The sequence below is a fragment of the Streptomyces sp. TLI_55 genome (genome assembly GCF_900206255.1).
Lineage (GTDB): Bacteria > Actinomycetota > Actinomycetes > Streptomycetales > Streptomycetaceae > Streptomyces > Streptomyces aquilus.
Genome location: NZ_OAOJ01000001.1, coordinates 4,865,244 through 4,877,381, shown reverse-complemented (window position 1 = coordinate 4,877,381; position 12,138 = coordinate 4,865,244). Strand labels below are relative to the sequence as shown.

The 12,138-nt window shown below is 72.1% G+C and carries 13 protein-coding genes; 9 read left to right on the top strand and 4 right to left on the bottom strand.

The features are described from left to right. Positions 1-201: 201 nt before the first annotated feature. From CRP56_RS22365 to CRP56_RS22345, 5 genes are all read left to right on the top strand, one after another. Positions 202-1,074, top strand: coding sequence for an ABC transporter substrate-binding protein (locus CRP56_RS22365; protein WP_097266645.1), 873 nt, complete (start codon positions 202-204; stop codon positions 1,072-1,074). A gap of 31 nt (positions 1,075-1,105) precedes the next feature. Continuing rightward, positions 1,106-1,951: an amino acid ABC transporter permease gene (locus tag CRP56_RS22360; RefSeq protein WP_097266643.1), complete on the top strand. Its 846-nt coding sequence runs from the start codon at positions 1,106-1,108 to the stop codon at positions 1,949-1,951. Between the two features lies 1 nt (position 1,952). After that, a complete protein-coding gene (locus tag CRP56_RS22355; protein ID WP_097266641.1) occupies positions 1,953-2,759 on the top strand; it encodes an amino acid ABC transporter ATP-binding protein in 807 nt (268 codons plus the stop codon). A gap of 205 nt (positions 2,760-2,964) precedes the next feature. Further along, on the top strand, positions 2,965-3,729 hold the full coding sequence (locus tag CRP56_RS22350) for a polysaccharide deacetylase family protein (protein WP_097266639.1): 765 nt from the start codon (positions 2,965-2,967) through the stop codon (positions 3,727-3,729). A 71-nt stretch (positions 3,730-3,800) separates the two neighbouring features. Beyond that, entirely contained in the window at positions 3,801-4,790 is a 990-nt protein-coding gene (locus CRP56_RS22345; RefSeq protein ID WP_097266637.1) for an NAD-dependent epimerase/dehydratase family protein, read from the top strand. A gap of 79 nt (positions 4,791-4,869) precedes the next feature. Here the strand turns inward: CRP56_RS22345 and CRP56_RS22340 are convergent, their stop codons facing one another. Together CRP56_RS22340 and CRP56_RS22335 are read right to left on the bottom strand one after the other, a co-directional pair. Beyond that, positions 4,870-5,985, bottom strand: a complete 1,116-nt coding sequence (locus tag CRP56_RS22340) for a sensor histidine kinase (protein ID WP_097266635.1) — start codon at positions 5,983-5,985, stop codon at positions 4,870-4,872. Further along, positions 5,982-6,707, bottom strand: a complete 726-nt coding sequence (locus CRP56_RS22335) for a response regulator transcription factor (protein ID WP_097266633.1) — start codon at positions 6,705-6,707, stop codon at positions 5,982-5,984. Before CRP56_RS22335 ends, CRP56_RS22340 begins: the two co-directional genes overlap by 4 nt. Positions 6,708-6,829: 122 nt before the next feature. Between CRP56_RS22335 and CRP56_RS22330 the strand changes: the two genes are divergently transcribed. Genes CRP56_RS22330 through CRP56_RS22320 form a run of 3 tightly spaced genes read left to right on the top strand, consistent with a single transcriptional unit; the run spans position 6,830 to position 8,963 of the window. Continuing rightward, entirely contained in the window at positions 6,830-7,522 is a 693-nt protein-coding gene (locus CRP56_RS22330; protein WP_097266631.1) for a glycosyltransferase family 2 protein, read from the top strand. Further along, positions 7,519-8,220 carry a TIGR04282 family arsenosugar biosynthesis glycosyltransferase gene (locus tag CRP56_RS22325; protein WP_097266629.1) on the top strand — a complete coding sequence of 234 codons (702 nt, stop codon included), beginning with the start codon at positions 7,519-7,521 and terminating at the stop codon, positions 8,218-8,220. The genes CRP56_RS22330 and CRP56_RS22325 overlap by 4 nt, the downstream gene beginning before the upstream one ends. Then, positions 8,217-8,963, top strand: coding sequence for a class I SAM-dependent methyltransferase (locus tag CRP56_RS22320; RefSeq protein WP_097266627.1), 747 nt, complete (start codon positions 8,217-8,219; stop codon positions 8,961-8,963). Before CRP56_RS22325 ends, CRP56_RS22320 begins: the two co-directional genes overlap by 4 nt. A 310-nt stretch (positions 8,964-9,273) precedes the next feature. Here CRP56_RS22320 and CRP56_RS22310 read toward each other — a convergent pair whose 3' ends face one another. After that, positions 9,274-10,548 carry a molybdopterin-dependent oxidoreductase gene (locus CRP56_RS22310; protein WP_179851091.1) on the bottom strand — a complete coding sequence of 425 codons (1,275 nt, stop codon included), beginning with the start codon at positions 10,546-10,548 and terminating at the stop codon, positions 9,274-9,276. Between the two features lie 114 nt (positions 10,549-10,662). Here CRP56_RS22310 and CRP56_RS22305 point away from each other — a divergent pair, with 114 nt between their 5' ends. After that, positions 10,663-11,988 (top strand): hypothetical protein, encoded by a 1,326-nt coding sequence (locus tag CRP56_RS22305; protein WP_097266623.1) that lies wholly within the window; start codon positions 10,663-10,665, stop codon positions 11,986-11,988. On the opposite strand, the gene CRP56_RS49310 is transcribed toward CRP56_RS22305, so the two are convergent. Then, a complete protein-coding gene (locus CRP56_RS49310) occupies positions 11,989-12,108 on the bottom strand; it encodes a DUF397 domain-containing protein (RefSeq protein ID WP_373559665.1) in 120 nt (39 codons plus the stop codon). Positions 12,109-12,138 lie beyond the last annotated feature (30 nt).

Sequence of the window (12,138 nt, the reverse complement as noted above, 5' to 3'; positions counted from 1 at the left end):
CCGGGCCCAAGGACATGAGTGCGCCGACGGCAGGGCGCCGACGGCCACCTGCGGTGCGCCTTGTTTAACTCCCGTGTTACCTGGGGCTTGTTGACAGTCCGAGAGCGCCGGGCCTAGCTTCCCTGTCATAGTCAACGTCGTCGACTATGACACTGACTAAATCGCCGCGCAACAGCGCGAACTCTCAAAGGGGTTCGGAAAATGGCCTGGTCGCTCTCCTTCTCCCGCCGATCGGTGCCCGTGCTGACCGGCGCCACCGCGGCGGCCGCCCTGGCCCTCGCCGGCTGCGCCGGCAGCTCCGGCGACACCGACGCCGCCGCGAAGCCGGCGTCGGTCAAGGTGCCCTCGGGTGCGCTCGTGAAGAGCGGTCAGATCACCTACTGCTCGGACATCAGCGCACCGCCGCTGACGTACTACGACGCCGCGCAGAAACCGGTGGGAGCGGAGATCGAACTCGGCGACGCGCTGGCCGCCGAACTCGGGGTCAAGGCGAACTGGGCCAACACCAGCTTCAACGGGATCGTCCCGGCGCTCCAGGCCAAGCAGTGCGACGCGATCGTCAGCCAGCTCTACATCAAGCCGGAACGGGAGAAGGTCGTCGACTTCGTCCCGTACATGTACGCCTCCAACACCCTGGTCGTGGCCGAGAAGAACGCCAAGACGATCAAGAGCGCGGACGACCTGTGCGGCAAGAAGGCGGCCGGGCAGACCGGTACGACCGTCGTCGAGTACCTCACCGACCAGTCCAAGAAGTGCGCGGCGGCCGGGAAGCCGAAGATCGACGTCCGGCAGTTCACCAAGGACAGCGACGCCCTCCAGCAGCTGCGCCTCGGACTGGTGGACTCCTACGGCACGACGCTGGAGACCGCCGCGTACGTGCAGAAGCAGCAGCCGGGCACCTTCGGCCTCGTCGGCGACCCGTTCAACCGCATCAAGGTGGGAGCCGCGACCCGCAAGGACGACGCGTCCCTGCACGACGCGCTCACGAAGGCGCTGGCAGCCGTACGCAAGAGCGGCACGTACGACGCGATCCTCAAGAAGTGGAACCTGTCCGGCGACGACATCGCCCACTGATTCCACGGCAGGCGCGCAGAGAGAAGACGACGTGACCCACGCAACCGTGCTCGCCGACGCGGGGCAGCCGGCCGGCTTCGACTGGCCGTTCTTCTGGCACTACCTGTTCTCGCCCTCCGGGGTGTTCCTCGACGGACTCTGGCGCACCGTCTACATATCGGTCATCGCGCAACTGCTCGGTGTGCTCCTCGGGTTCGCCGTCGCCCTGGCCCAGCGCAGCCACTTCGCCCCGCTGCGCTGGGGCGGCCGGACCTATGTCTGGCTGATCCGCGGCACGCCCCTGCTCGTCCAGCTCGTCCTCGTCTACAACGGCCTCGCCGCCGCGGGCATCTACCGCTTCGGTGACCTCCAGGTCGGCGGGCTGGTGTTCCTCGGCGTCGTACAGGCGGCCATTCTGACGCTCGCCGTGAACGAGGCCGCGTACATGGCGGAGATCTTCCGCGCGGCCCTCGACGCCATCGATCCCGGGCAGGCGGAGGCGGCGCAGGCGCTGGGCATGACCCCCGCGATGACCATGCGGGTCGTGCTGCTGCCGCAGGCGGTCCGGATCATCGTTCCGCCGCTGGGCAACGAGTTCAACCTGATGATGAAGTCGACGTCCCTGCTGTCGGTCATCGGCCTCCAGGAGATGTTCCTGACCGCGCAGTCGATCAACTCGGCGACCTTCAAGACCTTCGAGATCTTCCTCGTCGTCGCCTGCTACTACCTCGCGCTGACGACGGTGTGGTCGTTCGTCCAGCGGTTCATCGAGCGCAGGCTCGCGGATCCCGGCCAGGTGATCGCCACGCCCTCGCTGCGGGAGCGGCTCGCCGGCGGCGGCCTGGGCCGCGCCCCCGCCCGCGAGGACGCCAGGCTCGTAGGCAAGGAGACCCACTGACATGGAAGCGATCACGAGTGCGGCCGACGCGTCGGCGGTGATGTCGGCGCGCGGGGTGGTCAAGCGCTTCGGTGACGTGCGGGTGCTGAACGGTATCTCCATGGACGTGCGGGCCCGCGAGGTCGTGGTCATGGTGGGGCCGTCCGGGTCCGGCAAGACCACGTTCCTGCGCTGCCTCAACCACCTCGAACGCATCGACGAGGGCGAGATCCTCGTCCATGGCCGTCCCGTCGGCTACCGGCCGCGGGTGTCCGCCTCCGGTCGGCCTGTGTCGGAGCGGCCGAAGGTGGTGGCCGAACGCCGCCGCAACATCGGTTTCGTCTTCCAGCGCTTCAACCTCTTCCCCCACCTCACCGCGCTCGACAACGTGGCCGTCGCGCCGGCGAAGGTCCTCGGCACGCCGAAGGCCGAGGCCAGGGAGCAGGCACAGCAGCTCTTGGCGAGGGTCGGCCTCGGGCACAAGGCGTCCTCGCGGCCGTCGGCCCTGTCCGGCGGTCAGCAGCAGCGCGTCGCCATCGCCCGCGCCCTCGCCATGAAGCCGGAGCTGATGCTCTTCGACGAACCGACGAGCGCCCTCGACCCCGAGATGGTCGGCGAGGTCATCGCCGTGATGAAGGAACTCGTCGACGACGGCATGACGATGATCGTCGTCACGCACGAGATGGGCTTCGCCCGCTCGGCGGCGGACCGGCTGGTCATGTTCGACCGGGGGGCCGTCCTGGAGGAAGGCCCCCCGGAGAAGCTCATGACCGACCCCGCCCACGAACGCACCCGCGCCTTCCTGCGCCGGATCAACGAGGGCGACTGAGCCGGCGCGGTGCGACTTGATCCCGGGGTCGTCATTGGCGGTCAACTTGACGGTGATCGGGGCCCCGTCGGCGCGGTTGTCCCCTTCGTTGTCCGTGAACCTCCCCGGAATTGTCCGTGATCGGTAACGGAGGGATCCCGGGGCCGCCGTTGCCCGTCCTGCCATGCGAAGGTCGGGCGAGCAACTGCGGGAGAGTGGGGCGGACATGGCGCGGCACGGGGCTGGGCGGGGCTGGTACGGCAAGGTCATCGGGGCGGCTCTCGGCGTGACGATCCTGGCCACCGGCGCCTCGATGTGGACCGCGCAGGCCGGTGTGGGCTCGACGCCGAAGGCGAGCGCGTCCGCGAAGCCGGCCGCCGTGAAGCCGGTGGACGTGACCATCGTGCACGCCTCCGACAAGGGGCCGCGCGGCGTCAACATCACCATCGACGACGGGCCCGACCCGCAGTGGACCCCCCAAGTGCTGGACGTGCTCGCGCAGTACGGCGTGAAGGCCACCTTCTGCATGGTCGGCACGCAGGCGCAGGCCCACCCCGACCTGGTGAAGAAGGTCGTCGCGGCCGGGCACCGGCTGTGCGACCACTCGGTGTCGCACGACACCACCATGGACAAGAAGTCCCAGGCCTACCAGTCCCAGCAGATCCTCGACGCCGAACGCATGATCACCGAGGCGTCCGGCGGCGTCCGCCCGATGTACTACCGCGCCCCCGGCGGCGCCTTCACCCCGTACAGCCGCAAGCTCGCCGCCTCCCACGGCATGCGCCCCCTCGGCTGGAACGTGGACACCAAGGACTTCGAACGCCCCGGCACGGCGGCCATCGTCACCACGGTCCAGCAGGAGATCTCCAACGGCCCGACCCTCCTCTTCCACGACGCCGGCGGCGACCGCTCCCAGACCGTGGCGGCTCTGCGCCAGGTCCTGCCCTGGCTGAAGGAGCAGGGGTACAGCTTCGGCTTCCCGGTGCGCTGAACCCCTTACGGAGTCATGACGTCCCCGCGCGCTCCCCTGGCCGCGCGCCCGTGCGGGCCTAGCGTGGCGGTATGCGTGTACTGGTCACCGGCGGTGCCGGGTTCATCGGGTCCCAGGTCGTCGCGGCGCTGAGCGCGCGCGGGCATGAGGCGGTCGGGTACGACGTCCGGGACGATCCGGGTGCCGATGTGCGGGACGCGGAGGCTGTCGCGCGTGCTCTGCGTGGTGTCGACGCCGTCTGTCATCAGGCCGCCATGGTCGGGCTCGGGAACGGGGTCGCCGATGCCGCGGAGTATGTGTCCCACAACGACCTCGGTACCGCCGTGCTGCTCGCCGCCATGGCGGAGGCGGGGGTGCGGCGGCTGGTGCTGGCCGGGTCGATGGTCGTGTACGGGGAGGGGCGCTACGAGTGTCCCCGGCACGGGGTGGTGCGGCCCGGGCCGCGGGCCGTGAGCGACCTCGACGCGGGGCGGTTCGAGCCGCCCTGTCCGGTGTGCGGGGCCGATCTCGTGCCGGGGCTCGTCGGGGAGGACGCGCCCGTCGATCCGCGGAACGTGTACGCCACCACCAAGCTCGCGCAGGAGCATCTGGCTGCCGCGTGGGCCCGGTGTACCGGTGGTTCGGCGGTCGCCCTGCGCTACCACAACGTGTACGGGCCGGGTATGCCGCGCGATACGCCGTACGCCGGGGTCGCCTCCTTCTTCCGGTCCGCGCTGGCGCGCGGCGAGGCGCCTCGGGTGTTCGAGGACGGGCTCCAGCGGCGGGACTTCGTGCATGTGCGGGACGTGGCCTCGGCCAACGCCGTCGCACTGGAGGCGGGTTCGGGGGCCGGGGTGCTCGTTTCGTACAACGTCGGCAGTGGGGAGCCGCATACCGTCGGGGAGATGGCCCGCGCGCTCGCCGATGCTTGTGGTGGACCTGCGCCCGTCGTCACCGGGGAGTATCGGCTGGGGGATGTACGGCACATCACTGCGGACTCGGGGCGGTTGCGGGGGGAGTTGGGGTGGAAGGCGGAGGTTGGGTTCGGGGAGGGCATGGCTGAGTTTGCGGGCCATCGTTAGAAGCGGTTTTCGGGTGCGGGTTCGTGGGGGCTGGTCGCGCGGTTCCCCGCGCCCCTCAGCCGCGCTGTCCCACCCGGCATCATGAAGTGGCCGTCGGCAACGTCACCTCGAAGCGACAGCCGCCCGGGATGTTCTGTACCGTCGCCCGGCCCTGATGCGCCTCCACGATCCCCCGCACGATCGCCAAGCCCAGGCCCGCCCCCGCCGGAGGCGTCCGCGCGTGGCTGCCGCGCCAGCCGGTGTCGAACACGCGGGGGAGGTCCTCCTCGGGGATGCCGCCGCAGCCGTCCGTGACCGACAGGACGACCTCGCCGTCGGGCGCGCGCTCGGCGGCGACCGCTACCGTGCCGTCGGCCGGGGTCCGGCGGATGGCGTTGACCAGGAGGTTCCCGAGGACGCGGCTCATCTCCTTGCCGTCCACCTCCACCGGCACCGGCTCGATGCGGTCGCCCACCAGCCGTACGCCCAGCTCCCGGGCCAGCGGATCGGCGCCCGCGAGGGCGTCGCCGACCAGGTCGTAGAGGGAGATCCGGGCGTACGACAGGGGCAGCGTGCCCGCGTGGATGCGGGAGAGCTCGAAGAGGTCGCCGACCATGTCGTTGAGGCGTTCGACCTCGGTGCGGATCTGGCGGAGGTAGCGGTCGGGGTCGGCGGCGACGCCGTCCTCCAGCGCCTCCGACATCGCGCGCAGTCCGGCCAGCGGGGTGCGCAGGTCGTGCGAGATCCAGGCGACCAGTTCACGCCGGGAGGTCTCCAACGCCCGCTCACGTTCGCGGGATTCGGCCAGGCGGGCGCTGGTGGCCGCCAATTCGCGGCTCAGCGACTCCAGTTCCGCGGTCGCCGGGACCGTAGGCGCGGCGAAGTTGCCGCCGTCCCCGAAGGAGCGTGCCGCCACCGCGAGTTCGCGGCTGCGGGCGACCACCCAGCGGCCCAGCAGGAACGCGGTGGCGAGGGAGACGGCCGCCGCCATCGCCACGACCGTCGTGACCACGGTCAGGTCGTGCGGGGACAGGAACATCGCCCAGGCCACGGCGAGGGTCCCGGCCAGCATCGCCACCACGCCGACGGCGGCCACCACCGCCATGGACACGGTCAGCGAGCGATGCCGGACCACCCGCAGCACGACGGCCCCGGCCAGCCCGGTGCCCGCGGCGCCCAGGAAGGCGTACAGGGCGATGAGGAGGGTGTCGTTCACGAGGCCTCCCCCTCCGTGCCCGTGGGGTCGAAGCGGTAGCCCACGCCCCACACCGTCTGGATCAGCCGGGGGCGGGCCGGGTCGTCCTCGATCTTGCCGCGCAGACGGCGGACGTGGACGGTGACGGTCGACAGGTCGCCGAAGTCCCAGCCCCACACCTCCCGCATCAGGTCCTCGCGGCCGAACGCCCGCCCGGGGTGCCGCAGGAAGAAGGCGAGGAGGTCGAACTCGCGGAGGGTGAGGGCGAGTTCGGTGTCGTTCTTGGTCGCCCGGCGGGCCTGGGGGTCGATGGCAAGACCGGCCGCGCCCAGCCGTTGCCCCGGGCCGGCCGGCCTGCTGCGGCGCAGCACCGACTCCACCCTGAGCACCAGCTCCCGGGGGCTGAAGGGCTTGGTCACGTAGTCGTCGGCGCCGACCTCCAGGCCCAGGATGCGGTCGTCCTCGTCGCCCCGGGCGGTGAGCATGATGACCGGCACCGGGCCGTGGCCGCGCATCCGGCGGCACACCTCCAGGCCGTCCATGCCGGGCAGCATCAGGTCCAGGACGACCAGGTCGGGCCGGTGGGCGGCGGCGCGGGCGAGGGCCGTGGGCCCGTCGTCGGCCCGGTCGACCAGGTATCCCGCGCGGTGCAGGTACCCGGCGACGACCTCGGCGACGGTGGGATCGTCGTCCACGACGAGGATCCGGGAGGGACCACCGTCCGCATTCGGCTGCTGCTGCATACCTCCAGCCTGGCACCGGGCACCCTCCGATGCCGTGCCCGAGCGGGGCCTGGCCGCCGACGTCCGCGTTTCGTAAGGAGCAGGAGTCCGGTATGACCGATTCGCGTTCGTAGGGTGAAACCGTGACGACGACACCTTCCGACGTCGACGTGGTGCTGCCCTGCCTGGACGAGGCCGAGGCCCTGCCCTGGGTCCTGAGCCGGATTCCGGCGGGCTGGCGTGCCCTCGTCGTCGACAACGGTTCCACCGACGGCTCCGCCGACCTCGCCCGTACGCTCGGCGCGACCGTCGTGCACGAGCCGCGCCGCGGCTTCGGCGCCGCCTGCCACGCGGGCCTGACCGCCGCCACCGCCGAGGTGGTCTGCTTCTGCGACTGCGACGCCTCCCTCGACCCCGGGCTCCTCATCCCCTTCGTCCGCGAAGTCCAGGACAAGGAGGCCGACTTGGTCCTCGGCCGACGCCGCCCCCAGGCCCGCGGCGCCTGGCCCGCCCACGCCCGCGCCGGCAACCTCGCCCTCGCCCGCATGCTGCGCCGCCGCACCGGCCTGCGCCTGCACGACCTCGGCCCCCTGCGCGCCGCCCGCCGCGAGCCCCTGCTGGCCCTGGACCTCACGGACCGGCGCAGCGGCTACCCCCTCCAGATGGTCGTCCGCGCGGCCGACGCGGGCTGGCGGATCACCGAGCACGACGTGCCCTACCTGCCGCGCACCGGCGCCTCGAAGGTGACGGGCACCTGGCGCGGCACCTGGCAGGCGGTACGCGACATGAGCCGCGTCCTCGGCGAGGCTCCGACCGCCGGGAGGGCCGTACGGTGACCACGCTGCTCGTCATCGCCAAGGAACCGGTGCCGGGCCGGGTGAAGACCCGGCTGACCCCACCGTTCACCCCCGAGCAGGCGGCGACCCTGGCGGAGGCGTCCCTCGCTGACACCCTGGGGACGGTCGCGGCAACCCCGGCCGACCGCAGAGTCCTGGTCCTCGCCGGAGAGCCCGGCCCCTGGCTGCCGCCCGGCTTCGAGGTCGTACGCCAGTGCGCGGGCGGCCTCGACGAACGCCTGGCCCACGCCTTCGCCCAGTCCGACGGCCCGACCCTCCTGATCGGCATGGACACGCCGCAGGTGACGCCGGAGCTGCTGACGGTGGACTTCGCGGACTGCGACGCGTATTTCGGTCCGGCGGAGGACGGGGGTTTCTGGGCACTGGGGCTGGCGGATCCGGATCCGCAGCTGTTGCTGGGGGTGCCGATGTCGACGCCGATGACGGGGGCGGTGCAGCGGGAGCGGCTGGTGGCGGCGGGGTTGCGGGTACGGGATCTGCCGCCGCTGAGGGATGTGGACACGGCCGGGGATGCGGAGGCGGTGGCGGAGCTGGCTCCACACGGCCGGTTCGCGGCGAGGCTGGCGGGCTGCGGGGCTCTTACGCCGGGCAACTCATCGACTGGCGATCACCGCAGCTCACCTAGGGGCGCGGGGAACTGCGCGCCCAGCCCCCACCGACCCGCGGCCGAACGATGACCAGCCCACCCACCGCCCTCGCCTGGGCCACAGCCGACCCCTACGCAAAAGCCCTCCGCACCGGCCAAGGCCCCCTCTTCCTCCGCCGCCCGGACGGCTGGCTCCTCCCCCTGGAAGTGGAACGCTGGTGCGCCCGAGCCGACGAGGTGGACCGCGACGTCCTGGACCACTGCGAGGGCACCGTCCTGGACGTCGGCTGCGGCCCCGGCCGCCTCGTCGCCGAACTCGCCGCACAAGCCCGCCCAGCACTCGGCATCGACGTCAGTGAAGCCGCCGTATCCCACACCATCCGCCTGGGCGGCCAAGCCCTGCACCGCTCCGTCTTCGACCCACTCCCCGGCGAGGCCCGCTGGGACACCGTGCTCCTCATGGACGGCAACGTGGGCATCGGCGGCGACCCGAGCGCCCTGCTCGACCGAGTGGCCCAACTCCTCAAGCCCCACGGCCTGTTGATCGCCGAAACGGCGCCCGTGGACGTGGACGAACGCGTCCACGTCCACCTCACCGACGCCCGCACCACCACCGGCGCCCCCTTCCCCTGGGCGCGCCTGGGCACCCCGGCGCTGCTGCGATACGCCCGCGCCTGGGAGCGGGAACGTCAGTGGTCGGCCGGCGGACGCACCTTCGTCGCCCTACGCACCCGCACCGCCAGCAGCAGCGCCGAACCGCCGAACAGAACGGCCGTGATCAGCAGCCAGCGCCCCAGGAAGCCGTCGGGCGACAGCCCCGTCGCGGACCGGTAGCGCCGGTCCACCATCCCGCTGATCAGCGGGAACCACACGAGAAGCAGCAGCCCGGACAGCGCGGCCGGTACCCGGACGTACATCGCCCACTCCCGGCGCCCGGCCGCCCCCAGCCCCCGTACGACCATCCGGTCCGCGACCGCGTACACCGGCAGCAGCACGAGGTCGTGCAGCAGCGCCGCGCCCACCAGCCACACCGCCACTCCGAACCAGTCGTCGGCGAACAGCCGCACCCCCGCGTAGGCGGCGAGGGCGAACGAGCAGCCGAGCAGCAGGATTTGGAGCGGACTGCCGACAACCACCTTGCGCATCACAGGTCTCCGAACGTCAGCCGGGCCACCCACTTGGTGTTCAGCACACCGGGTGCCGCGGGCACGATGACGCGTGCCGGGTGGCCGTGGTCGGGGGACAGTTCCTCGCCGTTGACGTAGAGGGCGAGGAGGGAACGCGGGTCGGCGACCTGGTTGGCACGCAGGGCGGCGCGGCGGAAGGCGCCGTGGCGTTGCAGCGACTCCACGAACACGTCCGGCGGATCGTCACCGTCGTAGCCGACCAGAGCCGCCAGGTCCCGCAGCCGCACCCCGCGCCACCACTGGTCCGAGGTCGACCAGCCCTCCACGCACGCGATGGGCAACGCGGAGCTGTGCAGCGGGAGTTGCAGCAAGTCGGCGCGGCTCAGCCGGACGGTACCGGTGCGGCCGGTCACGACGAGGCGCCACGCCTCCGCGCTCCTCTCGGCGGCGGAGATCCCCGCGTAGGCGGCCGTCTTGTTGATCTGGAAGCCGTTCGGGCCGCTGCCGGGGTCGGGGCCGCCGTGCGGGGCGAGGAGGGCGGTGCGGCGCCACGGACCGCCGACGCTCTGTCCGACCGTCGTCACGAACAGCAGCAGCGAGCCGCCCCCGACGAACCACAGCGCGCCCCGGCGGGAGACGGTCGGCGCGGCGGGACGCGGGGAGACGAGGTCACTGCCGGGCTCCTCCCGCCGCTGCCCCAAGGCCCCGCTGCCGGGCTCGTCCCGCAGGTGTCTCAAGGCCCTGAGCGCCGCCGGGAGTTTGAGGCAGGCGTGCGCGACGAAGGCGGCGAAGAAGACCCAGGCGCCGTAGAAGTGCAGGGGGTAGAAGGAGCCGGGGAAGACGTAGTCGAGCTGGACGTTGAGGACGCCTGTCACGAACTCGAACAGGCCGCCGCCGACCAGGAGGAGCAGCGAGATCCGCTCCAGCGCGTGGGCGAGCGAGCGGGCCGGGGGCAGCGTGAACAGCCTCGGCACCACCGACCACAGCTTGGCCAGCAGGACGGGGATGAGCGTGACGCCGAGCGTGACGTGGACGCCCTGGTTGAGTCGGTACAGCCAGTGCGGGTGGGTCGGCCAGGCGAAGAGGTAGAAGCCGAGGAGACCCTTGTCCGGGGTCTTGTCGTTGACCGGCGACAGGTCCGGGTTGTAGGCGGCGTACGAGACCAGTCCCGTCACGAACAGCACGGTGATGCCGACGAGCAGGACGAGTCCCAGCACCGAGGTGAACCAGGGACCGCGCAGCGGGCTGCGCCAGAAAGCGGGGGTGGATGGAAGCCGCGGATCGTCTCGCATGGGCCGACCGTAGGCCCGGACCACCCCAAGAAAGGGTGCGCGACCCATGACGAAACGCTGACGTCCGGCCCGGGAGACGGGTCACGGGCCGCCACCCGGCCTAGCGTCTCCGGCGTGACCCGCTCACCCTCCCGCGCCCTCCGCCGTGACCTGTACGCCGCCGGCGCCGCGGCCCTGCTGGTGACGGCCGCCGTACTGGTCGGCCGCCACATCCAGGACACCCGCCACACGCTCTTCGTGAGCTGGCCGCCGCTGTTCGCCAACTGGGACCCGCACCTCGGCCCCGGCACCCCGGCGGCCGTCCTCGTCGCCGCCGCGACCATCGCCTACGGCCCCGCCCTCGCCGCCCGCCTCCCCTGGCGGGCGCTGCTCCCCCTCACCTGGGCCACGGCCACGGCATGGATCTTCTCCCTCGCCCTCATCGACGGCTGGGACCGAGGCATCGCCCACCGCCTGACCACCCGCTACGAATACCTCCAGGTCATCGACCGCTTCCACGACATCCCGGCCACCCTGCGCACCTTCACCGACCACATCCTCCTCACCTCCCCCGACCACTGGCCCGCCCACATCGCCGGCCACCCGCCCGCCGCGACCCTCACCTTCGTCCTCCTCGACCGCGTCGGGCTGCGGGGCGGCGGCTGGGCCGGGGTGTGGTGCATCGTGGTCGGCGCGACGGCGTGCGTGGCCGTGCTCGTCACGATCCGCGCCCTCGCCGACGAGACCCTCGCCCGCCGGGCGGCCCCCTTCCTGGTCCTGGCCCCGGCGGCGGTGTGGATGGGCACGTCGGCGGACGCGTACTTCGCCGCGGTCGCGGCATGGGCGGTGGCGTTGCTGGCGCTGGCGGTGACGCGGGGTTCGTGGTGGTGCGCGGGCGCGTCCGGCCTGCTCTTCGGCCTGACCTGCTATCTCTCGTACGGCCTCACACTCGTCGCCCTGATCGCGGCGGCGGTGCTCGTGCTGGGCCGCCCACGCCCCGTCCTCCTGGTCCCGCTGCTCGCCGGACTGGCCGTCGTCCCGGCCGTGTTCACGCTCGCCGGGTTCGACTGGTGGGAGGCGTACCGCCTGCTGGTGACCCGCTACAACCAGGGCGCGGGCGGCATCCGCCCGTACGGCTACTGGGTGTGGGCGAACCTGGCCTGCACGGTCCTGATCACCGGCCTGGCCACAGTGGCGGGCCTGCGCCGGACCGGGGCGGTGCTGCTACGCCGGGAGGGCAACGCCGACTCCGCAGCGGCGCTCCTTGTCAGCGCCGCGCTGCTCGCCCTCCTGGTCGCCGACCTGTCCGGCATGAGCAAGGCGGAAACGGAACGCATCTGGCTGCCGTTCGCGGTATGGCTGCTCCCGGCGTGCGCGTTCCTGACCCGGCCGCGGGGGTGGCTGCTCGCGCAGGCGTTGCTGGCGTTGCTCCTCAATCACCTGCTGCGTACGGGGTGGTGATCACTTGAGCCACTGCACGAACGCGGTGAAGGTGGTGGGGGTGACGCGGAGGTGCCCGAGGGTGGGGGCCTTGGAGTCGCGGAGGGCGATGTGGGTGGTGGGGGTGGGGGCGACTTCCACGCAATCGCCGCCAGTGTTGCCGCTGTAACT